The organism is Pseudomonas guineae (genome assembly GCF_900113745.1).
In the GTDB taxonomy this organism is placed as follows: Bacteria; Pseudomonadota; Gammaproteobacteria; order Pseudomonadales; family Pseudomonadaceae; genus Aquipseudomonas; species Aquipseudomonas guineae.
In genome coordinates this window covers 850,564-873,480 of record NZ_FOQL01000001.1, presented here as the reverse complement: position 1 = coordinate 873,480, position 22,917 = coordinate 850,564, and the positions used below count along the sequence as shown (strand labels likewise).

The window sequence follows — 22,917 nt, the reverse complement described above, 5'->3', positions numbered from 1 at the left end:
CTATACCAATGCCTGCCGCACAATACCGCTGCGTCAGGCGCGGCCGCTGATGCCTACAGAAAATAGCTGAAGTTCAGACAACGCTAATACCAGACTGGTTCGCCGTTATAATCGTGCCCCTTGAATGGAGCCCGCATGAAAACCCTGCCTATCGATGTGTTGCTGCCTGAGCTGTGTCAGGCCCTTGCCTTGCGCGATGAAGCGGTGCTCGAAGCGCCACCCGGTGCTGGCAAGACCACTCGCGTGCCGCTGGCGTTGCTGACGCAACCTTGGTTGGCCGGACAGACCATTATCATGCTTGAGCCGCGTCGGTTGGCGGCGCGCGCCGCGGCCGAACGCTTGGCCAGCGAGTTGGGAGAAGCGGTGGGGGAAACCGTCGGTTATCGCATCCGCTTGGACAGCAAGGTCGGCCCGCGTACCCGTGTTGAGGTGGTCACCGAAGGCATCCTGGCCCGGCGTCTGCAGGACGATCCGGCCCTGGAAGGTGTTGGCCTGGTTATATTCGATGAGTTTCACGAGCGTAATCTTGACGCCGACTTGGCGCTAGCGCTGTGCCTGAATGGCCGCGCGATGTTTCGCGGCGAAGACTCTGGCGAGTTGCCGCTGAAGGTGTTGCTGATGTCGGCAACCCTTGAGGGTGAACGCCTGGCAGGTTTGCTGGGCGATGCGCCAGTGCTGCGCAGCGAGGGGCGTATGTTCCCGGTGGATACCCGCTGGGGCGCACCCTGGCAGGCGGGTGAGTGGCTGGAGCCAAAGGTACTGCAGACGGTGCTGCAGGCATTGGCCGATGAGTCGGGCAGTGTGCTGGTGTTTCTACCGGGGCAAGCGGAAATTCGCCGAGTGACTGAGCAGTTGGCCGAAGCCTTGGCGGGGCGCCGCGACATTTTGCTCTGCCCCCTGCATGGTGAATTGGATCTTAGCGCCCAGCGCGCAGCCATCGAGCCAGCGCCTGCAGGGCTGCGCAAGGTGGTGCTGGCGACCAATATCGCCGAGACCAGCCTGACCATCGACGGCGTGCGGGTGGTGGTGGATGCGGGGCTGGCGCGGGTGCCGCGTTTCGATCCGAACAGCGGCATGACCCGTCTCGACACCCAGCGTATATCCCGTGCATCCGCTACCCAGCGCGGCGGCCGGGCTGGGCGCTTGCAGCCGGGCGTGTGCTACCGGTTGTGGTCGCAGGCGCAGCATGAGCAGTTGGCGGCTTACGGCACGGCGGAAATACTCCAGGCCGATCTCGCTGGGCTCGCGCTGCAATTGGTACGCTGGGGCGTGCAGCCGGATGAGCTGGTCTGGCTCGATCCACCACCCGCGGCTGCTTATGCCCAGGCCCTGGAATTGCTGGCGCGTTTAGGGGCGGTGGATGGCCAGGGCAAATTGACCGTTCATGGGCAGGCTATGGCCGAACTGCCCACCCATCCACGTATCGCCCACCTGCTCCTGCGCGGGCAGGAACTGGGTCTTGCTGCAATGGCCTGCGACTTGGCGGCGCTGCTTGGCGAACGTGACATTCTGCGCGGTGCTGGGGCTGACCTGCACAGTCGGCTGGCCCTGCTGGCGGGCGAGTTACGCGCCGCCCGTGGCGCACAAAGTGGGGTGCAACGTGTTCGGCAACTGGCCCGGCAGTTTCAGGGTTATCTCAAGCACCGGCCCAGTCCGCAGGCGGTCAGTGATCCGGAGCATCCGCGCTGGCTGGGGGCTTTGCTAGCGTTTGCCTACCCGGACCGCATCGCCCAGCAGCGCCGTGACGGCGGCGCGGAATATCGCCTGGCTAACGGCCGGGCGGCACTGTTTGCTGAAGTCGATGGCCTGATGAAACACCGCTGGTTGGTGGTGGCCGATCTGGGCAGCCGCCAGGGTCAGCGTGAAGAGCGCATCTACCTGGCCTCTGAGCTTGAGCCGCAGCTGTTCGAGGGTGTGCTGGCTGAGCAGGTCAGCAGCTTGGATGTATTGGATTGGGATGAGCGCGAAGGCGCTCTGCGTGCCGAACGCCAGCGCAAGGTTGGCGAGTTGGTGGTCTCGCGCGAAGCCTTGAGCAGGTTGGATACCCAACAGCGCAGCCGCGCTCTGCTCGGCTTGGTGCGGCGCAAGGGCTTGGCGTTGCTGCCTTGGAAGCCCGAGCTTCGTCAATGGCAAGCTCGGGTGGCGTTATTACGCGCGCTGGATCTGGCCGGCAAGGGCGCGAGCGACTGGCCGGATGTCAGCGATGCCGCCTTGTTAGCGACGCTGGAGAACTGGCTGCAGCCTTACCTGGGTAATGTCACCCGGCTCAGTCATTTCGCTAACCTAGATTTACCCAGCCTGCTGCTGAACCTGCTGCCCTGGCCGCTACCGCAGCGCCTGGATGAGCTGGCACCGCGCAGCGTGCAAGTGCCCTCGGGTTCACGCATTAGCTTGGACTACAACGAGCAGCCGCCGGTGCTGGCGGTGCGCTTACAGGAGCTGTTTGGTTTGGCCGATACGCCGCGCATTGCTGGCGGCCGGCAGGCGGTCAAGTTGCATCTATTATCACCGGCGCGCCGGCCGGTGCAGGTCACGCAAGACCTGGCCAATTTCTGGCGCAGCACCTACACCGAGGTGAAGAAAGATTTAAAGGGGCGCTACCCGAAACATTATTGGCCCGATGATCCCTTGATCGCCGAGCCCACCGCGCGTGCTAAACCGCGAAAGTAGCGATGACCTTGCCTGCAGGGTTTACCTGTGGCTTAGCCGGTCATTTATCTCCGGCAAAGAGCGTTTGCGGTGTGGCGCTGTTGCCTTATGTGGCGGCAAAGGCCAGCCAGCCTTCCTGGAGAAACGCCTTGATATCAATGCCGAAGGTCTTGTTCGGTACTTCATGAGCAATGGCGTAGGGCTTGCCGTCTTTATCCTGATCGTCTTGGCTCAAGTCAATGCTGCGTTTTTCTTGCCACTCTTTATCGCAATCTTGGACCAGGACAATCTTTGGGCGCAGCTTGCTGCTCTCGTTTGATTCGACTACGACACCAACTTCGCCATTGGTCATTACGACTATTGCGCCTGGCGGATACACGCCTATGCAGCGGATAAACTCTACCGTTAGATCAGCATCAAAGTGGCTGTCGCGACTGTTGTAAATGATTTCCAGAGCCGCCATTGAGGCGCGCCCGGTGTCATAGGCACGGCTGCTGGTAATGGCGTCATAAGTGTCGACGATGGCGACTAGTTTGGCGTAATAGGGGATTTGGTGAGCCTGCAGCGCACGCGGATAGCCAGTGCCGTCCACTCGCTCGTGATGACTGTAGGCAACGTCGATGGTGTAATGCTCGACGGAGGCGGAGGTCATCAACAAGCTGCGCCCCATATTAGGGTGCTGCCTGATCAGGGCGCGCTCATCGTCGTCCAGCGGACCAGGCTTGTTGAGTATTTCGACCGGTATTTTTGCTTTGCCAATATCGTGCAATAGCCCTGCGAGCCCAATCTTACGTATCTCTGCCTCGTTATGACCCAGGTGTCGAGCGAAGGCCGCCGACAAAATACAGACGTTGAGCGAGTGTTCAGCGGTGTACTCATCCTGGTTCTTCAGCTTGGTTAGCCACACCAATGCATCATCATTGCGCAGTAGGCTGTCGACTACCTCGTCGACCGTATTGCGTGCCTGGTTCATATCGAGCATGCGGCCGATGCGTAAGTCTTCCATGATGCTCTTTGCCACGGTCTTGGCGGAGCTGTAACTGTCCCGCGCAACCTGCATTTCTTCTCCGGCACTGATCTTATTGATGTAGGTCGTGCGCGACTGTTCGGTCGGCTTGCAGGGCGTTAGTGCCGAGGGTTCTTGCTTGTTTTTTATGGCTGTAGGCTTGTTGAGTGTGTTGCCCAGTATGCGACTCAATAGGCTCGGCTTCTTAGCGTGAAACTCGGGCTGTATATCGAGTTTTTGCTCAATACCTTCGATAAAAACGAAGACGCACTGCCGCTGTAGTGAGTCTATCTCCGCTCTGTGCTTGATGATGAAACCCTGTATTAGAAAGTCAGTTTCTAGCCACGGTCTATCTAGCTCGATTACATGCATGCCTAAGGCCAGTTCACTGACCGGTATGCGCACACGTGTGAGGACTTTTCTTAGACCCGTGAGGTTGTTGCTCATGTGTGTCACACCTATTAACGGCGCTGGCCTATTCGCTACTGAGACCACGCTAGAGCCCCTGAACAATATGCCAAGACTAGTGCGGCCCAGCGTTTCAAGCTTTGAAGATTGTGGTTGATCAATATGTTAATGACGATTTTCTTGGCCGTACCTTGCTAATCGTCTGATCGGTCATTTTAAAGTGTTTGCTTGTGCTTGTTGCCATGCTGCTTGTTGCCGTACGTGTAAGGCAAGCTACGAATCAAATCGTCTTGCGCGGCGGCATAGCGATCATCCTTTCAGCGTGGTTAAGGCGTTGTCAGCCTCGTTGCCGGGGGCAATTTACCTGGCATTAGGGCAGGCGCATGTCCTCGCCCGCCGCCTGCAATTCTTCATAGGCTCGATCCAGCGCATCACGCAACGCTTCGGCTCCTGGTGTATGGCTGGAGACGATTAGTTTGAGCGCAATACGCTGCAGTTGCACGAAGGGCAGTTCTGGCATGCCTAAGCGTTTGCGCGCTTGCTCTACCGGGGTGTGGTAGTCGAGCAAAAAATCGCCGCGACGGCGCTGGAGCATTTCCAGGGCCGCTGTGTGGGTGCCGGTACGGTGTTGCTGCACGCCCAGTCGCGGATCGTCGAGCATCTGGTTAATCGGCTGCCAGTAGGTGTAGCCGCTGATCATGATCACTCCACGCCCCTTGAGGTCTTCAGGCAGGCTCGGCATCAGGGTGCCACGGCGGAAATACAGGTTGAGGACAATTTCGCCCAGCTGGGTACGGGCTTCCAAGGTGTGCTGACGCAGCTCCGCTTTACCCGGGGCCCCTGGCCAAACCTGCACGCTGCCATCTTGCAGCGCGTTGTAAAGGCGCGCGCTGGGGTATGAGCGAAATTCGCCGCGGTAACCGGCGTGCTCCAACAGGCGTTTGCTCAGTTGCAGGATGGCGCCCTTGGGAAGTCCCTGGCTGTCTGTGTAGGAGTAAGGTGGAAATTCGTAATAACCCACCCGCACCAACGGCCGAGCGTCGTTGGTGGTGGCGGCGTAGCTGAGTCCGCAGAAGAACACGGTGAACAGCGCAAGACAGAGAGAGCGTGGCATCAAGTGGTTACACACTGCGGCTATACACCGTCTTTTCATTATAAAACTGTCACATGCTGCGATCATGGCTAACTGCCAGTAGTGTTGTCCAGCTGAATACAGCAAAGCTTAGCCCATGGTCGGTAAAAGCCGGTGCGTGAGTAGCCGCAGCAGCAAGGCCGCTGATAGGGGTGAGCTATGCTGGGCGAGCATGCCGGAGATGCGTGGCGGTAACGATGCTGCAACGCATGACCCCGGTTGCTTCAGGAGGTCGCATGAATACCCCTACGATTGCTCAGCGCAGCCCCTATGCGGTGGCGGTCACCGCCGGCAAAGATTATTTTTGGTGTCGTTGCGGGCGCAGCGCAACGCAGCCCTTTTGCGATGGGCAGCATAAAGGCAGCGGTTTTACCCCGCTGAGATACCATGCAGACGAGGATACGACCCTGTACTTCTGTGGCTGTAAGCACACGCAAGCACCGCCCTGTTGCGATGGCAGTCATAACAGGTTGTAGTAACGCCTTTGCAGTGACTGGCTCGAGGGCAGGTTATGTACCGTAAGGTGTTCGCCAATAAGGTATTCGACCGCAAGGTTGTGCTAATTACCGGCGGCTGCGCCGGTATCGGTCGGGCCTTGGCCATTCGCTTGGCTCAGGCAGGTGCGCGTTTGGTGATTTTCGACCTAGAACAGCAGGCGCTCGACAGCCTGGTACAGCACTTGGCGGATCACCATAACGCCGAGGCTCTAGGCGTGCTCTGCGATGTGGCTGATGCAGTGGCGGTTGAGCGGGCCATGGCCCTGACCGTTGAGCGTTTTGGTGGTATCGATGTGCTGGTCAATAACGCTGGAGTTACCCACCGCAGCAGTTTTGCCGACACCGAGCTGGCGGTATTCCAGCGGATTATGGCGGTCAATTATTTTGGTGCTTTGCACTGCACCAAAGCCGCATTGCCCAGCCTGATTGCCCGCGGTGGGCAGATCATCGTGCTTAGCTCGCTGTCAGGCTTCGCACCGCTGCTCTACCGCAGCGCCTACAACGCCAGCAAGCATGCGCTGCATGGGCTGTTTGAAACCTTGCGTTATGAACTGAAAGGCTCCGGGGTCAATGTGATGCTGGTGTGCCCAGGTTTTACCGCCACCGACCTGCGCAAAAATGCCCTGGTGGGTGACGGTTCGGTGGCCGCGCAGCCGCCTCTGGCGATGGGTAAGGTCGCGTCAGCGCAGGATGTCGCCGAGGCGATCTATCACGGCGCCTTAAAGCGCCGGCGGCTGTTGGTATTGTCGAATGTTGACTGGCGTGCGCGGGTGCTCGCGCGGTTCTTCCCGCGAGTGTTCGAGCGCGTGTTGTTGCCGCGCTTGTCCGGCTTGAAGCCGCAGCGCGCGGGGCGCACCTGATAATTACTACTGCTGCAGTGGGTGGTCGGAGCCACCACTCACTCGATATCAGGCAGGCTGCTGCGCAGCATAAATAGGCGAAACAACACGACGCTGGAAAACAGTTGGAGAAAGCGGCTGATGCAGTCCAGCAGCAGGCTGGCCAGGGCATTACCGGCGAAGGTCGTGCTGGCTTGGCTCCAGCTGTCGAGCAGCCACAGCGGCAGCATGACAATCAGGATGCAGCCGAGCATGGGCCAGAAATAACCGCTGCTCATCTCGAAACTCTCATGCAATGCTTTCAGCGGGCTCAGGCCACGCAGTACCAGCAGGTACTCAGCAAACGCCAGTTTGACCATCAGCCATAGCCCCGGAAGCACGAATAGCGAGGCGCCCAGCAAGACTGCCAGGGTGTTGAGCCCTGCCAATAAAGCAAAGCTTGGCCATAGACGCAGACTCGTGGCGAACAGATCGCGGCCACGGGGCTGCAGGCCTTGGCTGCGTGCATCGAGAAACAGAATCAGCGCGGCACTGTACAGCGGGTAAAACAGTAGGCCGGCGAGTAAGCGCCAGAGTGTCGCGGTCTCGGCCGCGACCAACCCGCTGACCTGTTGCAGCAGCAAACCCTCAAGTACGATTAGTGGCAGGCACAGGCGGGCAATCGCCGCCAGGTTGTGAGTGAAAAAGTAGTAGGCGTCACGCAGTACAGAGAACAGATTCATGGTGGGCGCGCATTGAGGAGGGCAGTCGCTACTCTAGCCGATTGCTCCGGGGCCTCCAATTGATGCAGGCCTGCAGGCGGTCACCTTCTGGCATACTGCCCGGCGCTTATTGCCCAGTTATGAGGATTGCCGGTGAAGAAGATCGCCGTATTCGCCGATGTACAGAACCTCTATTACACCGTGCGCCAGGCCTATGGTTGCCATTTCAACTACGCCGCACTATGGGCTGATATCAGCCAGCATGGGCAGATTGTTGAAGCCTATGCTTACGCCATCGACCGCGGTGATCACAAGCAACAGCAGTTTCAGCAGATCCTGCGTAACCTCGGCTTTACCGTCAAACTCAAACCCTATATTCAGCGCAGCGACGGTTCGGCCAAAGGCGATTGGGACGTGGGGATCACCATCGATATCATGGACGCCGCGCTGCGTGTGGATGAGGTGGTACTGGCCTCGGGTGATGGCGACTTTGATTTGCTGCTGGAGAAAATTCGTAGCAGTCACGGCGTCGAAGCCATCGCTTATGGCGTGCCAGGGCTGACTGCGCAATCGCTGGTGCGTGCCGCCAGCCGCTATGTGCCGATTGAAGGCAGCCTGTTGCTGAGAAACTGATCAATGCTTGCAGATTCCATCGCCGTACTCGATTTCGAAACCACCGGCATGTCCCCGGCTCAACAGGCCCGCGCGACTGAGATCGGTGTGGTTATCGTCGAGAACGGACAGATTGTTGCCCGTTATCAAAGCCTGATGAACAGCGGAGCCTGGGTGCCACCGTTTATCGAGCAACTCACCGGCATCAGCAACGCCATGTTGCGTTCGGCGCCACCTGCCGCGCAGGTGATGCAGGAGGTGGCAGCGTTTGTTGGCGAGCGCCCGCTGCTGGCGCATAACGCTAGCTTCGATCAGAAATTTTGGGATGCCGAGTTGGCGCTGATTCGCCGTCAGCGGGTGCAGCCCTTTGCCTGCTCCTTGCTGTTGTCACGGCGGTTGTTACCACTGGCGCCTAGCCATAAGTTGGGTAACCTAAACCGCTGGGCCGGCTTGCCGGATACCGGCAAGGCGCACCGGGCTTTGGCTGATGCAGAAATGGCGGCCAACCTGACCTGCTTTATGGCGGCGCTGCTGCGCGAGCGTCACGGCATCGCCGAGATATCGCATGAGCTGCTGTGTAACCTGCAGCGGGTGCCGGCAGCGAAAATGTCACTGGCACTGCAGCAAATCCGTGATCACGCATCGGCTTGAATCGCGGTTTTAGTACCTTGTTACATCTGTTCGCCAAGTGGTGCACGCGACTGAATTAAGCTTGCAGTGCGCTCATCTCAGCGTCTTTTCTCGATAGAGGCATCCAGCATGTTCGGTTTGTTTAAAAACGATCCCGCGAAGAAGCTGCGCAAGCAATACAGCGCTAAATTGGAAGAGGCCATGCAGGCTCAGCGCAATGGCGATATACGCAGCTACGCCACGCTGAGCGAAGAGGCGCAGGCGTTGTGGGCGCAGCTTGAGCCGCTGGAGCGCGACAAGACCTGATTGGTCTGTTGGTTCAATAGCAAGGCTGCCAGTGGGCGGCCTTTTTGCGTTTTAGCACTACTTAGATAACCCAAGTAAGGTGCGCGTAAGAACAGGTGTGTCTACAAGGTTGCACAACAACACTTAGGCGTGGCTGTCCTTATGCTGGAACTGGCGGCGGTACTGGTTAGGTGACAGTTCGGTGTGTTGACGAAACAGGCGAGCGAAGAAACTGGCGTCGTCGTAACCCACTTCATAGCTGATGGTCTTGATGCTCTTGCGGGTAGCGCTTAGCAGGCTCTTTGCGGTTTCAATGCGCAGGCGCTGCAGGTAGTGCAAGGGTTTGTCACCGGTGGCGGTTTGAAAGCGGCGCATAAAGTTGCGGATGCTCATGCCGTGTTCGCGGGCGACATCCTCAAAGCGGAATTTGTCGGCGAAGTGATCTTCCAACCACTGCTGGATCTGCAGAATGGTCATGTCGTGGTGCAGCTTCTGCCCGCCAAACCCGATGCGCCCGGGGGCGTAATTACGCTGCACTTCATAGAGAATGTCGCGGGCTACACCCTGGGCTACGTTGGCCCCGCAGAAGCGCTCGATCAAGTAGATGTACAAGTCGCAGGCTGATGTGGTGCCGCCGGCGCAGTAAAGGTTATCGGCATCTGACAGGTGTTTCTCTTGGTTCAGCAGCACCTTGGGGAAGCGCTCGGTGAACTCGTTAAAGAACCGCCAGTAAGTGGTTGCCTCTTTGCCATCGAGTAAGCCGGCCTGAGCCATCCAAAACACACCGGTGGCTTCACCGCAGATCACACTGCCGGCCGCGTGGCGCTGTTTCAGCCAGCTGAGTACCTGCGGATGGCGCTGGCACAGCGCGTCGAAGTCATCCCAGAACGCCGGCAGGATAATCACCTCGGCATCCTCCAGTGCGCCATCGACCGGGATCAGTACGTCACTGAAGCTGCGCACCGGCAGACCGTCTGGACTAACCAGGTGGATCTCGAAGGTGGGCGTCAGGCCCAAACCCTGCTGTTTCCCATAGCGCAGGCTGGCCATGTGGAAGAAGTCCTTGGCTTGCATCAGGGTCGAGGCAAATACGCCTTCGGTGGCGAGAATGCTGACGCGGTGCAGGGGCGCTGGCGACTGAATAGGCATAGATATTGTTCTTATTAAGGCTAAGTGGTCATGAGCTGGCTGGATCGTCTTATTTATTGGCGCTTGTGTCCAGTGCGACCAAGCGTTTGCTTGGCTAAAGTCGGGGTCACTTTAAAATCGCCCTATCCAACAGGTGTTGCCATGATCCCCAGAACAATTTTCAGCTCTGAGCACGAACAGTTCCGCGATAGCGTGCGCAAGTTCCTTGAGCAGGAAGCCGTGCCTTTTCATGCCCAATGGGAGAAGGATGGTCACATTGACCGCGCGCTGTGGAACAAGGCGGGCGAGGCAGGCATGCTCTGCTCGCATATCCCGGAAGAATATGGCGGCATGGCGGCGGACTTTCTTTACAGCACGGTGGTGATCGAGGAGGTCGGTCGCTTAGGGCTGACCGGCATCGGCTTCTCGCTGCACTCAGATATTGTCGCGCCTTACATCCTGCATTACGGCAGTGAGGCCTTGAAGCATAAGTACCTGCCCAAATTGGTCTCCGGCGAGATGGTCACTGCCATCGCCATGACCGAGCCAGGCGCTGGTTCCGATCTGCAGGGCGTGAAAACAAGCGCCGTGCTGGACGGCGACGAGTATGTGATTAACGGCTCGAAGACCTTTATTACTAATGGTTTTCTGGCCGATCTGGTGATTGTGGTCGCTAAAACCGACCCTAAAGCGGGCGCTAAAGGCACCAGTTTGTTCCTGGTGGAAGCCAGTACGCCAGGCTTCTCCAAGGGCAAGCGCCTGGAAAAAGTGGGTATGAAGGCCCAGGACACCTCTGAGCTGTTTTTCCAGGACGTGCGCGTGCCTAAGGAAAATCTGCTGGGTCAGGCCGGCATGGGTTTCGCCTATCTGATGCAGGAGTTGCCGCAGGAGCGTTTAACCGTCGGTATCGGTGCGTTGTCGTCTGCAGAGGCGGCGCTGCAATGGACGCTGGACTACACCCGCGAGCGCAAGGCGTTTGGCAAGGTGGTGGCGGACTTCCAGAACACCCGCTTCAAGCTGGCTGAAATGGCCACTGAAATTCAGATTGGTCGGGTGTTTGTCGATCGTTGTTTGGAGTTGCACCTGCAGGGCAAGTTGGATGTGCCGACGGCGGCCATGCTCAAGTACTGGGGCACCGACCTGCAATGCAAGGTGTTGGATGAGTGCGTGCAGTTGCACGGCGGCTACGGTTACATGTGGGAGTATCCTGTTGCGCGGGCTTGGGCCGATGCGCGTGTGCAGCGCATCTACGCCGGCACCAATGAGATTATGAAAGAAATCATCGCCCGCTCACTCTGATCGGTGCTTAGAGCAAAAAGCCCGGCATATGCCGGGCTTTTTCATGCACCAGATTTTGCTTAAGGCGCCGGGTTAGGTTGAGCTTGGTGAATTGCATCAATACTGGCGAGTACCTCAGCGGACAGCACCAACTCGCTGCTGGCCAGGTTGCTGTCCAGTTGTTCCAAGCTGGTCGCGCCGATAATGTTGCTGGTGACGAACGGCTGTGCGGTAACGAAGGCCAAGGCCATCTGCGCCGGATCCAAATCATGTTGGTGCGCCAGTGCGACGTAGCGCGCGCAGGCCGTTTCCGACTCTGGGTTTGAGTAGCGGGTAAATCGGCTAAACAGGCTGATGCGTGCATTGGTCGGGCGTGCGCCGTTTGCGTATTTGCCGCTGAGCATGCCAAAGGCCAGCGGGGAGTAGGCCAGCAGACCGCACTGCTCGTGGATAGCGATTTCAGCCAGGCCTACTTCGAAGCTGCGGTTAAGCAGGTTGTAAGGATTCTGTATGGATACGCTACGTGGCCAGCCGCGCTCCTCTGCCAGCTGCAGAAACTTCATGGTGCCCCAAGGTGTTTCATTGGACAGGCCGATATGGCGGATCTTGCCGGCCTTGACCTGCTCATCAAGGGCTTCGAGGGTTTCTTCCAGTGGCGTGAATTCGCTGTCCTGGTGGCGGTAGCCGAGTTGCCCGAAATAATTGGTTGGGCGCTCCGGCCAGTGCAGCTGATAGAGATCGATCCAGTCGGTCTGCAGTCGCTTCAGGCTGGCATCTACTGCGGCAACGATGTGTGCACGGTTATGTTTGAGCTGGCCGTCGCGGATATAGCCGATGCCATTACCAGGGCCTGCAATCTTGCTCGCCAGCACCCAATCAGCGCGATCGCCGCGCTGCTTGAAATAGTCGCCGATGATCTGCTCGGTTTTGCTGTAGGTTTCGACGCGCGGCGGTACCGGGTACATCTCGGCGGTATCAATAAAATTTACCCCGTATGCCTTGGCGCGTTCGATCTGTGCAAAGCCCTCGCCAGCGCTGTTCTGCTCGCCCCAGGTCATGGTGCCCAAGCACAGGCTACTCACCTTAAGATCGGTACGGCCGAGTTGTCGATAATCCATTGCAGGCTCCTTAAGAAAAACGGATAGGTTGAATCGTGTTGATATTTTCCGCGCAATCTGCATAATTGCGCACCTCTTTCTGCAGTGGAAGTGATGCGCCGCTTGCCGAAGAATCTTGCCGTATTACGGTCGCGCTGACCCGAGCCCCCGATAGCGCCTGTTTTCGGCTGCCTTTGACCTTGTCAAAGTACGCACTATTCAGTAAGATCCGCCGTCTTATTTATCAGGGCGGCCCCTGAGGCTATAAAGAATGAAAACTTTTACTGCTAAACCGGAAACAGTTAAGCGCGACTGGTTCGTCGTCGACGCTGCAGGTCAGACCCTGGGTCGTCTGGCTACCGAAATCGCGAGCCGTCTGCGTGGCAAGCACAAACCTGAATACACCCCGCACGTTGATACCGGTGATTATATCGTTGTCATCAATGCTGAGCAGATTCGCGTTACTGGTGCAAAGGCCACTGACAAGATTTACTACTCCCACTCCGGTTTCCCGGGCGGCATTAAGTCGATCAACTTCGAAAAGTTGATCGCTAAAGCCCCTGAGCGCGTGATCGAGACCGCGGTTAAAGGCATGCTGCCTAAGAATCCGCTGGGTCGCGACATGTATCGTAAGCTGAAGGTTTATGCGGGCGCTGCTCACCCCCATACTGCTCAGCAGCCCCAAGAACTGAAGTTTTAACGGAATAGTTCATTATGTCGGCGACTCAAAATTACGGCACTGGCCGTCGCAAGACTGCAACAGCTCGCGTCTTTCTGCGTGCAGGTACTGGCAAAATCTCCATCAACAACCGTACTCTTGACGGTTTCTTCGGTCGCGAAACTGCCCGCATGGTAGTTCGTCAGCCGCTGGAACTGGTTGAGATGACCGAGAAGTTTGATGTGTTCATCACTGTTATTGGTGGTGGTGTAAGTGGTCAAGCTGGCGCAATCCGCCACGGTATCACTCGTGCCCTTATGGACTACGACGAGTCTCTGCGTCCTGCTCTGCGTAAAGCTGGCTTCGTAACTCGCGATGCCCGTGAAGTTGAACGTAAGAAGGTTGGTCTGCGTAAAGCGCGCAAGCGTCCGCAGTACTCCAAGCGTTAATTCGCTACCTGCGTTCAAAAAAACGCCCAGCTTCCTTTCGGAGCTGGGCGTTTTTTATGGGTGATTATTTGCTCTGCGGCATCATGCCGCATCCGCGAATGCCCTGATTTGTAAGGGGTTGCGCCTGCTTTGTATGGGTAATTACCTTGTCAGTAGAGGGGCTTTTCTTTACCATTTGACAAATTTTCGCGCGACTCGATTTTTACCTAGTATAGGCCTGACCTACAGGCCATAAAGCTGATGGGAGACGACTGAATGAGCAATGACGGCGTGAATGCAGGCCGGCGTCGCTTCCTGGTAGCGGCCACCTCTGTGGTCGGTGCTGCAGGAGCGGTAGGTGCCGCGGTCCCGTTCGTGGGATCCTGGTTTCCTAGTGCCAAGGCTAAAGCTGCCGGAGCACCCGTTAAGGTGAACGTCAGCAAAATTGAGCCTGGCCAGCAGATGGTTGCGGAGTGGCGGGGGCAGCCGGTATTTATCGTGCGCCGTACTGAGGAGATCCTCAGTAATTTGGTGAAAATCGAAGGGCAGCTCGCTGACTTCGACTCTAAAGCGTCCGTGCAGCCGGGTTATGTTGACCCGAAGACCCGTTCGATCAAGCCGGAGTTGTTGCTGTTGGTAGGCCTGTGTACTCACCTGGGTTGTGCGCCGTCGTTCCGTCCTGAAGTCGCGCCTGCCGATTTGGGTGCTGAGTGGGTCGGTGGTTACTTCTGTCCGTGCCACGGCTCGCGTTATGACCTCGCGGGTCGCGTGTACAAGGGGCAGCCTGCGCCCTTGAACCTGCCGGTGCCGCCGCACACGTACGAGACGGATGATTTGATCATCATCGGTGTGGATCAGGAGCAAGCGTCATGAGTAAATTCATGGAATGGGTCGATGCGCGCTTTCCCGCGACAAAAATGTGGGAAGACCATCTAGCCAAGTACTACGCGCCAAAGAACTTTAACTTCTTTTACTTCTTCGGCTCCCTGGCTTTGCTGGTGCTGGTGAATCAGATCGTGACCGGTGTCTGGCTGACCATGAGCTACACCCCGTCGGCTGAAGAGGCATTTGCTTCGGTCGAATACATCATGCGAGACGTCGAGTACGGCTGGATTTTGCGCTATATGCACTCCACCGGTGCTTCGGCATTTTTCGTGGTGGTCTATCTGCACATGTTCCGCGGTTTGCTCTACGGCTCTTATCAGAAGCCGCGCGAGCTGGTGTGGATCTTCGGTATGTTGATTTACCTGATGCTGATGGCTGAAGCCTTTATGGGCTACCTGCTGCCATGGGGCCAGATGTCCTACTGGGGCGCCCAGGTGATCATCTCGCTATTTGGTGCCATTCCGGTCATCGGTGCAGACCTGACGCAGTGGATCCGTGGTGACTACCTGATCTCCGGTATTACCCTGAACCGCTTCTTCGCCTTGCATGTAGTGGCGCTGCCCATCGTGATTCTGGGCTTGGTGGTGCTGCATATTCTGGCGTTGCACGAGGTTGGTTCGAACAACCCGGACGGCGTTGATATCAAGAAGAAGAAAGATGAGAACGGCGTCCCGCTTGACGGTATTGCGTTCCATCCGTACTACACCGTTAAAGATATCGTCGGTGTCGTGGTCTTCCTGTTTATCTTCTGCTTCGTGATCTTCTTCTTCCCGGAAATGGGCGGCTATTTCCTCGAAAAGCCGAACTTTGAAGTGGCGAACTCATTCAAGACGCCAGCGCACATTGCCCCAGTATGGTACTTCACCCCGTTCTACGCGATTTTGCGTGCGGTGCCGGACAAACTGCTCGGTGTAATTGCTATGGGTGGTGCAATTGCTGTGTTGTTCGTCTTGCCTTGGCTAGATCGTAGCCCGGTCAAGTCCATGCGCTACAAGGGCTGGATGAGCAAGGTCTGGCTGCTGGTATTCTGTGTATCCTTCGTGATTCTTGGGGTTCTTGGGGTTCTGGCTCCTACTCCGGGTCGTACGTTGCTGTCGCAGGTATGTACCTTCCTGTACTTCGCGTACTTCATCCTGATGCCGTTCTACACCAGGATGGAAAAAACCAAACCGGTTCCGGAAAGGGTGACGGGCTGATGAAAAAGCATTTTGCAGCACTAATTATTGCGCTTCTGCCGGGTCTGGCCTTTGCTGCGGGTGGTGCTGAGCACCCCTTGGACAAAGTTGATATTGATCTGACTGATAAGGCGGCCATGCAGGACGGTGCTCGCACCTTCGCTAACTATTGCATGGGCTGTCATAGCGCCAAATTTCAGCGCTATGAGCGTGTCGCTGACGATCTAGGGATTCCGCATGATGTGATGCTGAATAACTTGGTTTTCAATGATGCCAAGATCGGCGATCACATGAAGATCGGCATGCAGCCTTCTGATGCTAAGGCTTGGTTCGGTGCGGCTCCGCCCGACTTGACCTTGGTTGCCCGTGTGCGCGGTAATGACTGGTTGTACACCTACCTGCGCACCTTCTATGAAGACACTGCGCGTCCATTGGGTGCCAACAATCTGATGTTTCCAAACGTTGGCATGCCGAACGTCTTGGTAGGCCTGCAAGGTCGTCAATACATCGGCTGTAAGCAGGTGCAAGTGGTTGAGGATGGCAAGAAGCTGTTCGATCCGTTGACCGGTACGCCTATTACTCATGAGGCCTGCGATCAGTTGGTTGTTGAGCCTAAGACCGGCCAGCTGAGCGCTGAGGAGTTCGATGAGAAGATCCAGAACCTGGTGACCTTCCTCGCGTACTCGGCCAATCCGGTTAAGTTGAAAAGTCAGCGTATCGGCACCTACGTTCTGCTGTATCTTGCTTTCTTCTTTGTCTTCGCCTATCTGCTTAAGCGTGAGTACTGGAAGGACATACATTAATACGCTGCATCTCTGTTGTTGACCTGCGCGCCCCTTTGGGCGCGCAGGTTTTTCTGCTTTACATAACTTTAATAAGCGAGGAGAGACGTCATGGCCGTAGCCAATAGGTTGGCCTGTTACTCTGACCCCGCCGATCACTATTCCCACCGTGTACGTATCGTGCTCGCCGAGAAGGGTGTCAGCGCCGAGATCATCAGTGTCGAAAAGGGTCGCTACCCGGCCGGGTTGCTGGAGGTTAATCCCTACGCCAGCCTACCTACACTGGTGGATCGCGATTTGGCTCTGTATGAGTCAACAGTGGTGATGGAATATCTGGATGAGCGTTACCCGCATCCGCCGCTGCTGCCGGTGTATCCGGTTGCCAGGGCCAATAGCCGTCTGCTGATTCATCGCATTCAGCGTGATTGGTGTGCGCAGGTAGATCTGATTCTTGATCCACGTAGCAAGGAGCCGGCACGTGCACTGGCCCGCAAAGAGCTGCGCGAAAGCCTAACCGGCGTATCGCCGCTGTTTGCCGATAAGGCGTATTTCCTCAGTGAGGAATTGAGCCTGGTGGATTGCTGCCTGCTGCCGATTCTTTGGCGTTTGCCTGTTCTAGGCATAGAGCTGCCAAAGCCTGCCAAGCCGTTGCTAGACTATATGGATCGTCAGTTTGCGCGTGAAGCGTTTCAGGCAAGCCTTTCGCCTGTCGAACGCGATATGCGTTAACCCGAGGAGGTCATGATGAAGTCGAGTCGTCCTTATCTGGTTCGTGCCCTTTATGAGTGGATCGTGGATAACGACTGCACCCCGCACTTACTGGTTAATGCCGAGTTTGCCGGCGTGCAGGTCCCTAGCGGTTTTGCCAGCGATGGCCAAATTGTCCTGAATGTTTCGCCTACTGCGGTGCGTCATCTGCATATGGATAACGAAGCAGTCAGCTTTGAGGGGCGTTTTGCTGGGGTTCCGCAGCGTCTGTATGTCCCTGCCGCTGCTGTATTAGCGATCTATGCGCGGGAGAATGGCCAGGGCATGGTCTTTGATTCGGAGTCGTCGATGCTCGACGCTGGCGAAATCGATGACCCGGACGATCTGGGGCCGCCGGAGGGTGAGCCGCCGCGTCCGAGTGGCAGGCCGAGTCTGAAAGTGGTCAAGTAAATAAAAAGGCGATCCTAGGATCGCCTTTTTATTGCCATGAGAATGGACGGCTGTTCGTGCTGTCGCCGTTAGTTACTGTACTGGAACAGCTTCACTACTTTTTGCACCCCAGACACGCTTTGCACCAGATTAGTGGCGTGGGTGGCTTCGGCTTGCGAGACCAGGCCGAGCATGAACACAACGCCGTTCTCGGTGATGACCTTGATGCGTGAGCCCGGCACGCTGCTGTCGGCAAGCATCTGGGTCTTGATGCGGCTGGTCAGTAGCGAGTCGTTGCTGCGTGCCAGAAGCGAGGTTGGCTGCAAGACCTGCAGTTCGTTGTGCACCTTGCGGACATTATTGACCTTGCGTGCAGCTTGTTCGGCAATACCTTTGAGGTCGTTGCGCGGGGTCTGTCCGGCCAGCAGCACCACCCCGTTATAGCTGGTGACCACAATGTGTGAGGTCGGGCTGGTCAGGTCGATATGCGCGCGGGCCACGTTAGAACTTACTTCCGGGGCAATGAACTGGTCGTCAATCTTGTTGCCGACGCTACGGTTGCCGCATCCGGCCAGGGCGAGGGTCAATGCCAGTGCGGCAAAGACCAGAGGTGAGCGGGTCATTCTTCACTCCCAAAGAGTTGGCAGTCTATGAGGTCGCACAGGCAGTGGATGGCTAGCAGGTGCACTTCCTGAATGCGTGCGGTGACTTTCGCCGGGACGCGGATCTCTACGTCTTCAGGCAATAGCAATGAGGCCATGCCGCCGCCGTCGCGGCCGGTCAGGGCTACCACGGTCATTTCCCGATCGTGGGCCGCCTGGATGGCCTGGATCACGTTAGCCGAATTACCGCTAGTGGAGATCGCCAGTAGTACGTCGCCGGGTTGGCCCAAGGCGCGAATCTGCTTGGAGAAGATCTCGTTATAACTGTAATCGTTGGCAATCGAGGTGATGGTCGAGCTGTCAGTGGTCAGGGCAATAGCCGGCAAGCTCGGACGCTCGCGCTCGAAACGATTGAGCAGCTCCGAGGAAAAGTGCTGGGCATCGCCGGCTGAGCCGCCGTTGCCGCAGGTCAGAATCTTACCCTCGCTGAGCAATGCCTGGACCATGGCCTGGCTGCCTTGCTCGATAAAAGGGATGAGCACTTCCATGGCCTGCTGCTTGGTTTCAATGCTGGCTTGGAAATGTTGGCGAATACGGGCTTGCATATCCATTCGAGGTATAACCTTCAGTGTGGCGTCTGTTCAGGTATCAAAGGCGTTTTGAATCCAGTCCAGTTGCGCGGGGGCTTGGCTGTCGGCGGTTATGGCAATTACATCAAAACGGCATGGGTACTTGGCCCAGCGTGATTGTTGTTGCAGGAAGTGCTGTGCGGCGCGGCAGAGTTTCTCACGTTTACGTGCATCCACGCTTTCCGCTGCGCCACCCCAGGCGCTATAGCGCCGATAGCGAACCTCTACGAATACTACTGTATCGGCATCGAGCATGACCAGATCGAGCTCGCCGAGGCGGCATCGCCAATTCTGCGCCAGCAGGCGCAGGCCGTGCCGCTCGAGATGCTGTCGTGCCAGGGCTTCGGCAGCATCACCGCGTTGTTGTGTGCTGATGCGCTCGCTCAATTAATGCTGTCAGGTAATGGTTGGACCTGGCCGTCTCGGAACTCAGCCCATGGCAGTTCCCGCTCAATGCGTTGTGTCGAGTTCAGGCTAAGCGTCCCCGTCAGGCCTGGTAGTTGAGTGTCCGGCAAGGCTTTTAGTTGGTTCAGGCGCGGAGCCAATAGGTAGGCGTCGGCGCCCATCGCATAGAGGCGCCCAAGACTGGTGCCCGCTTGCGGCCACTGCGTGCTGGCTTGTTGGCGCAGCGGGTCGTTGACGTTGAGCAGCCAGGGCGTTTCGCAGAACATAATGCCGTTAAGGTCGAGGTACTGCGCCTGGTTATGGGTGCCGGTAAATAGGTGCGAGGTGGCGTATACAGGCACGTCGCCGGCGTATTGAAAGGCCAGGGTCGGTTTGATCTGCTGGGCTTGCTGTGGGGTTGCGGCGAGGAAGATAAAGTCGACGTCGCGGCGGCGCGACGGTGCTGCTGCGACGGTGCTGCCCAGAGTGCTTTGCAGGCGTTTACCACGGGCTTCGCTTTGGCGCAGTTGGAACAGGTCTGCGATCTGGTTAGCCAGTTCAACTGGCTGATCGACATGCTCTGCAGCGATTAAAGTGCCACCTTGGGCCTGCCAATCTTTGCGGAAGGCCGCGAGCACGCGGTCGCCCCAATCGCCAGCGGGTACCAAAGCGACAGCGCGACGCATGCCGTCAGCCCAGGCGCGGCGTGCGACTTCTCGCGCTTCGTCTTCGGCGGCTAGGCCGAACTGGAACAGCTGAGCTGGACCTTCCTGGCTGCCTTCGCTGTAATTCAGGGCGAGGGTGGTAATGGGCAGCTGTTCGCGGCTGTTGAGTTGGCTAACCAGATTTTTTTCCAGCGGGCCAATCACCAATTGCACGCCGGTGGCCTGAGCTTGGGCGTAGAAATCGTCCATTGAGCCGATGCGTGAGCTGTCGAACAGCTGGATGTTGGGTGGGTTTTGCCCGGCTTGCTGTGCTTGGTAGTGAGCAGCCAGGAAGCCGTCGCGGAGGGCGCGGGCTACGTTGGCCAATTGGCCGTCCTGCGGCAACAGCAGAGCGATCTCGTTTAGCGGTTGGATGGAGAGCTTTTTCAGCTCGGCCAAAGGTTGTGGCAGCTGTTGAGCGGCGGGGTGCTGCGCGTTTTCAGCAACCCAGGTGTCGATAGCGGCTTGCTGTTGCTCCAAGGTGCCCGCGCTCTTGGTGGTGCGCGCCAGTGCCAGCCAGCCGTCGAGGTCGCTATCACCGCTCGCTTGCAGCTCCGCCAGCGGTAAGCTGGAAACCAGACTCCAGATCGCTTCATTATTTTGTACTGCGCTGGTGCCGCTGAGCAGTGGTGCAATAAAGGCGCGTTCGCGGGCGGCGGAGAGAGTCTGTCCGGTGGCCTGTAGGGCGCTGGCGCGGACTAGTTGGCTGCGCACTTGTTGTTCGACGGGCAGTTCACCGAGACGCTCCATGCTCGAGTGGCTCAGGGCGCGCAGGGCAGCTTTGGGTTTGTGGTTGTGCATGTCCAGTTCGGCGCGCAGGGTGCTGGCGAAGATCTGTTGGGCTGGATTCAGGCTTTCCAATGAAACCTGTTGAAGAATGCTGCTGGCGCGGGCGTAGTCCTTTTGTGTGTACGCCAAGTCGGCGGCCGACAGGCGTAGCGGCGCTGCCTGTTCAGTTGGACTCTGCGTTGCTTGCTGCAACAGTTGTTCGATGCTGGCCTGAGGCGTGCGTGGCAGTTCGCCTAAGGTTGATGAGGGCTGGCTGGCGCAGGCGACGAGTAGGCCGGCAAGACAGAGGGCGGAAAGGGTGCGCAGGCGGGCGATCATGTAAGCGTTCCTGATACTTGATCAAATTGAGCGTTGAATTGTACCCAAGCCCACCGGGTGACGCGATGTCGAAGGTTGGAAACGGGCTACAATACGCGCTTTGTTGATTTTGAGAGGCCTGTGCTGTGACCCCTTCCGCTGCAGCGAATTCGCCTTTGGGCAGTCTTTATGTGGTTGCCACGCCGATTGGTAACCTGGATGACATCAGTGCGCGGGCACTGAATATCCTGCGCAGCGTTGCTCTGGTCGCCGCAGAAGACACCCGCCATTCGGCGCGGCTGATGCAGCATTTCGGTATAGGTACGCCGCTGGCGGCCTGTCATGAGCACAATGAGCGTGACCAGGGTGGGCGTTTTCTCGCGCGGCTACTGGCGGGTGATGATGTTGCGCTGATCTCCGATGCAGGCACGCCGCTGATTTCCGATCCAGGCTATCACTTGGTCCGCCAGGCGCGTGCGGCCGGTATTGCGGTGGTGCCCGTGCCGGGTGCCTGTGCGCTGATTGCCGCATTGTCTGCCGCGGGCTTGCCGTCTGATCGTTTTATTTTTGAAGGTTTTTTGCCAGCCAAAACGGCTGGGCGACGAGCACGGCTTGAGCAGGTAAAAGAAGAGCCGCGCACGCTGATTTTCTATGAAGCGCCGCATCGTATCCTCGAATGCCTGCAGGATATGCAGGCGGTGTTCGGTGATGAGCGTCCGGCGTTACTGGCGCGCGAGTTGACCAAAACCTTTGAGACCCTCAAAGGTATGCCGCTGGCTGAGCTGGCGGCCTGGGTAGCGGCCGACAGCAATCAGCAGCGCGGTGAGTGCGTGGTGCTGGTGGCGGGCTGGCAGGCGCCGGAAGGTGAAGAGGCGGTGAATGCCGAAGCGCTGCGTATATTGAATTTGTTGCTGGCAGAAATGCCGCTCAAGCGCGCGGCTGCTCTGGCGGCGGAAATCACCGGAGTGCGCAAAAATCTGCTCTATCAAGTGGCGTTGGGGCAGCAAAAAGACCTTTAAGCCTTGTTCTGTAAGGCGGGTGCCGTTAACCTTGCCCGCGGAGAGTCGATCGGACAGTCGCTGCCGTGTTGCGTTTTGCGTAATGCGGGGGAGGAAAGTCCGGGCTCCATAGGGCGGAGTGCCAGGTAACGCCTGGGAGGCGTGAGCCTACGGAAAGTGCCACAGAAAATAACCGCCTAAGCACTTCGGTGCCGGTAAGGGTGAAAAGGTGCGGTAAGAGCGCACCGCGCGACTGGTAACAGTTCGTGGCTAGGCAAACCCCACTCGGAGCAAGACCAAATAGGGTTCCATTGGCGTGGCCCGCGCTGGAACCGGGTAGGTTGCTAAAGGCGTGCAGTGATGTACGTCGTAGAGGAATGACTGTCCTCGACAGAACCCGGCTTACAGATCGACTCTCCACCTTTTTCCGCTCATCCGCTTCAATGCTTCACCTCCTTTCTAATACCAAAAAAATCTTACTCTTAACAAACTACTTTAACTTCGTAGTTCAGGGGCCTGTATTGGCTTGTTTTTGCATCCGCATCTTCGAGTTACTTCTCTGCTCCTCCCCCACTAAGCTCGCTAAATCGCCGTTCTATAAGGAGTTTTCCCTCCATGGGTGCCTTGACGGTGGGGGGCGTGCATTCCTATAGTGTGCGTGAGTGGTAGGAAGTGGCATAAAGTGGGTTTCTTAGGCATGGATAGCCAATAAAAAGGGGATGCGCGATCGTGTTTCGCGGAGCAAACGCCATCAGTCTCGACGCCAAAGGGCGACTCGCGATGCCAAGTCGGTATCGGGATGAGCTTGTGTCGCGTTGTTCCGGCCAGCTTATTGTCACGATTGATGCCATTGATCCTTGCCTGTGTGTCTATCCGCTATCCGAGTGGGAGCTGATTGAAGCCAAGCTCCGTGAGCTCGCCTCATTTCGTGAAGAAAACCGCCGCTTACAGCGTTTGCTGATCGGCAATGCTGTTGACCTTGAGCTGGACGCCAGTGGGCGCTTTCTGGTGCCGCCGCGTTTGCGCGAGTACGCCAAGTTGGATAAGCGCGCGATGCTGGTCGGTCAGCTCAATAAATTCCAACTGTGGGATGAAGATGCCTGGAATGCGGTGGCCGATGCCGATTTGGCCGCGATCAAGCAACCCGGTGCTTTGTCCGACGACTTACGTGATTTGATCCTGTGACC

25 protein-coding genes and 1 other RNA gene are annotated in these 22,917 nt (G+C 57.5%); 17 read left to right on the top strand and 9 right to left on the bottom strand.

Annotation, left to right across the window (positions count from 1 at the left end; translation table 11 throughout):
* Positions 1-135: 135 nt before the first annotated feature.
* Entirely contained in the window at positions 136-2,670 is a 2,535-nt protein-coding gene (gene hrpB, locus BMZ32_RS04080) for an ATP-dependent helicase HrpB (protein ID WP_090239924.1), read from the top strand.
* Positions 2,671-2,755: 85 nt separating this feature from the next.
* On the opposite strand, the gene BMZ32_RS04075 is transcribed toward hrpB, so the two are convergent.
* Positions 2,756-4,102 (bottom strand): cyclic di-GMP phosphodiesterase, encoded by a 1,347-nt coding sequence (locus tag BMZ32_RS04075; protein ID WP_090239921.1) that lies wholly within the window; start codon positions 4,100-4,102, stop codon positions 2,756-2,758.
* Between the two features lie 331 nt (positions 4,103-4,433).
* Complete coding sequence (locus BMZ32_RS04070; RefSeq protein ID WP_090239918.1) at positions 4,434-5,177, bottom strand: substrate-binding periplasmic protein; 744 nt, start codon at positions 5,175-5,177, stop codon at positions 4,434-4,436.
* Between the two features lie 254 nt (positions 5,178-5,431).
* Here BMZ32_RS04070 and BMZ32_RS04065 point away from each other — a divergent pair, with 254 nt between their 5' ends.
* Complete coding sequence (locus BMZ32_RS04065) at positions 5,432-5,671, top strand: CDGSH iron-sulfur domain-containing protein (RefSeq protein ID WP_090239915.1); 240 nt, start codon at positions 5,432-5,434, stop codon at positions 5,669-5,671.
* Positions 5,672-5,706: 35 nt separating this feature from the next.
* Positions 5,707-6,552 (top strand): SDR family oxidoreductase, encoded by an 846-nt coding sequence (locus tag BMZ32_RS04060; protein WP_090239912.1) that lies wholly within the window; start codon positions 5,707-5,709, stop codon positions 6,550-6,552.
* Between the two features lie 38 nt (positions 6,553-6,590).
* Here the strand turns inward: BMZ32_RS04060 and BMZ32_RS04055 are convergent, their stop codons facing one another.
* The gene (locus BMZ32_RS04055; RefSeq protein ID WP_090239908.1) at positions 6,591-7,253 is read right to left on the bottom strand and encodes a hypothetical protein; all 663 of its coding nucleotides are present in this window, start codon (positions 7,251-7,253) and stop codon (positions 6,591-6,593) included.
* Positions 7,254-7,385: 132 nt separating this feature from the next.
* Between BMZ32_RS04055 and BMZ32_RS04050 the strand changes: the two genes are divergently transcribed.
* The 3 genes from BMZ32_RS04050 to BMZ32_RS19290 all read left to right on the top strand — a co-directional run bounded on the left by BMZ32_RS04050 (position 7,386) and on the right by BMZ32_RS19290 (position 8,780).
* On the top strand, positions 7,386-7,865 hold the full coding sequence (locus BMZ32_RS04050) for an NYN domain-containing protein (RefSeq protein ID WP_090239906.1): 480 nt from the start codon (positions 7,386-7,388) through the stop codon (positions 7,863-7,865).
* Positions 7,866-7,868: 3 nt separating this feature from the next.
* Positions 7,869-8,495: a 3'-5' exonuclease gene (locus BMZ32_RS04045; protein ID WP_090239903.1), complete on the top strand. Its 627-nt coding sequence runs from the start codon at positions 7,869-7,871 to the stop codon at positions 8,493-8,495.
* Between the two features lie 108 nt (positions 8,496-8,603).
* On the top strand, positions 8,604-8,780 hold the full coding sequence (locus tag BMZ32_RS19290) for a DUF6435 family protein (RefSeq protein ID WP_139213934.1): 177 nt from the start codon (positions 8,604-8,606) through the stop codon (positions 8,778-8,780).
* A 123-nt stretch (positions 8,781-8,903) separates the two neighbouring features.
* Here BMZ32_RS19290 and BMZ32_RS04040 read toward each other — a convergent pair whose 3' ends face one another.
* Positions 8,904-9,809, bottom strand: a complete 906-nt coding sequence (locus BMZ32_RS04040) for a GlxA family transcriptional regulator (RefSeq protein WP_208598693.1) — start codon at positions 9,807-9,809, stop codon at positions 8,904-8,906.
* Positions 9,810-10,049: 240 nt separating this feature from the next.
* On the opposite strand from BMZ32_RS04040, the gene BMZ32_RS04035 reads away from it, so the two are divergent.
* Entirely contained in the window at positions 10,050-11,186 is a 1,137-nt protein-coding gene (locus tag BMZ32_RS04035) for an acyl-CoA dehydrogenase family protein (protein WP_090239900.1), read from the top strand.
* A gap of 59 nt (positions 11,187-11,245) precedes the next feature.
* On the opposite strand, the gene BMZ32_RS04030 is transcribed toward BMZ32_RS04035, so the two are convergent.
* A complete protein-coding gene (locus tag BMZ32_RS04030; RefSeq protein WP_090239898.1) occupies positions 11,246-12,283 on the bottom strand; it encodes an NADP(H)-dependent aldo-keto reductase in 1,038 nt (345 codons plus the stop codon).
* 250 nt (positions 12,284-12,533) lie between these two features.
* Between BMZ32_RS04030 and rplM the strand changes: the two genes are divergently transcribed.
* The 7 genes from rplM (at position 12,534) to BMZ32_RS03995 (ending at position 17,348) form a co-directional block, all read left to right on the top strand.
* The gene (gene rplM, locus BMZ32_RS04025) at positions 12,534-12,962 is read left to right on the top strand and encodes a 50S ribosomal protein L13 (RefSeq protein ID WP_090239896.1); all 429 of its coding nucleotides are present in this window, start codon (positions 12,534-12,536) and stop codon (positions 12,960-12,962) included.
* 14 nt (positions 12,963-12,976) lie between these two features.
* Entirely contained in the window at positions 12,977-13,369 is a 393-nt protein-coding gene (rpsI, locus tag BMZ32_RS04020) for a 30S ribosomal protein S9 (protein WP_090239893.1), read from the top strand.
* A gap of 255 nt (positions 13,370-13,624) precedes the next feature.
* Positions 13,625-14,221, top strand: a complete 597-nt coding sequence (gene petA / locus BMZ32_RS04015) for a ubiquinol-cytochrome c reductase iron-sulfur subunit (protein ID WP_090239891.1) — start codon at positions 13,625-13,627, stop codon at positions 14,219-14,221.
* Complete coding sequence (locus tag BMZ32_RS04010; RefSeq protein ID WP_090239889.1) at positions 14,218-15,429, top strand: cytochrome b; 1,212 nt, start codon at positions 14,218-14,220, stop codon at positions 15,427-15,429. The genes petA and BMZ32_RS04010 overlap by 4 nt, the downstream gene beginning before the upstream one ends.
* Positions 15,429-16,211 carry a cytochrome c1 gene (locus BMZ32_RS04005; RefSeq protein WP_090239887.1) on the top strand — a complete coding sequence of 261 codons (783 nt, stop codon included), beginning with the start codon at positions 15,429-15,431 and terminating at the stop codon, positions 16,209-16,211. The genes BMZ32_RS04010 and BMZ32_RS04005 overlap by 1 nt, the downstream gene beginning before the upstream one ends.
* Positions 16,212-16,301: 90 nt before the next feature.
* Positions 16,302-16,919 (top strand): glutathione S-transferase N-terminal domain-containing protein, encoded by a 618-nt coding sequence (locus BMZ32_RS04000; protein WP_090239886.1) that lies wholly within the window; start codon positions 16,302-16,304, stop codon positions 16,917-16,919.
* Between the two features lie 15 nt (positions 16,920-16,934).
* Positions 16,935-17,348 carry a ClpXP protease specificity-enhancing factor gene (locus tag BMZ32_RS03995; RefSeq protein ID WP_090239883.1) on the top strand — a complete coding sequence of 138 codons (414 nt, stop codon included), beginning with the start codon at positions 16,935-16,937 and terminating at the stop codon, positions 17,346-17,348.
* Positions 17,349-17,416: 68 nt separating this feature from the next.
* Here BMZ32_RS03995 and BMZ32_RS03990 read toward each other — a convergent pair whose 3' ends face one another.
* The 4 genes from BMZ32_RS03990 to BMZ32_RS03975 are packed head-to-tail and all read right to left on the bottom strand — an operon-like array spanning position 17,417 to position 20,753.
* On the bottom strand, positions 17,417-17,950 hold the full coding sequence (locus BMZ32_RS03990) for a BON domain-containing protein (RefSeq protein WP_090239881.1): 534 nt from the start codon (positions 17,948-17,950) through the stop codon (positions 17,417-17,419).
* Complete coding sequence (locus tag BMZ32_RS03985; RefSeq protein ID WP_090239877.1) at positions 17,947-18,540, bottom strand: phosphoheptose isomerase; 594 nt, start codon at positions 18,538-18,540, stop codon at positions 17,947-17,949. Before BMZ32_RS03985 ends, BMZ32_RS03990 begins: the two co-directional genes overlap by 4 nt.
* 30 nt (positions 18,541-18,570) lie before the next feature.
* Complete coding sequence (locus BMZ32_RS03980) at positions 18,571-18,945, bottom strand: YraN family protein (RefSeq protein ID WP_208598680.1); 375 nt, start codon at positions 18,943-18,945, stop codon at positions 18,571-18,573.
* Entirely contained in the window at positions 18,942-20,753 is a 1,812-nt protein-coding gene (locus BMZ32_RS03975; RefSeq protein WP_090239873.1) for a penicillin-binding protein activator, read from the bottom strand. Before BMZ32_RS03975 ends, BMZ32_RS03980 begins: the two co-directional genes overlap by 4 nt.
* A 155-nt stretch (positions 20,754-20,908) precedes the next feature.
* Between BMZ32_RS03975 and rsmI the strand changes: the two genes are divergently transcribed.
* The 3 genes from rsmI to mraZ all read left to right on the top strand — a co-directional run bounded on the left by rsmI (position 20,909) and on the right by mraZ (position 22,915).
* Positions 20,909-21,751, top strand: coding sequence for a 16S rRNA (cytidine(1402)-2'-O)-methyltransferase (gene rsmI / locus BMZ32_RS03970; RefSeq protein WP_167376710.1), 843 nt, complete (start codon positions 20,909-20,911; stop codon positions 21,749-21,751).
* A gap of 41 nt (positions 21,752-21,792) precedes the next feature.
* An RNA gene (gene rnpB / locus BMZ32_RS03965) (RNase P RNA component class A) lies at positions 21,793-22,151 on the top strand.
* A gap of 308 nt (positions 22,152-22,459) precedes the next feature.
* Entirely contained in the window at positions 22,460-22,915 is a 456-nt protein-coding gene (gene mraZ, locus BMZ32_RS03960) for a division/cell wall cluster transcriptional repressor MraZ (RefSeq protein WP_090239869.1), read from the top strand.
* The last annotated feature ends 2 nt before the right edge of the window (positions 22,916-22,917 follow it).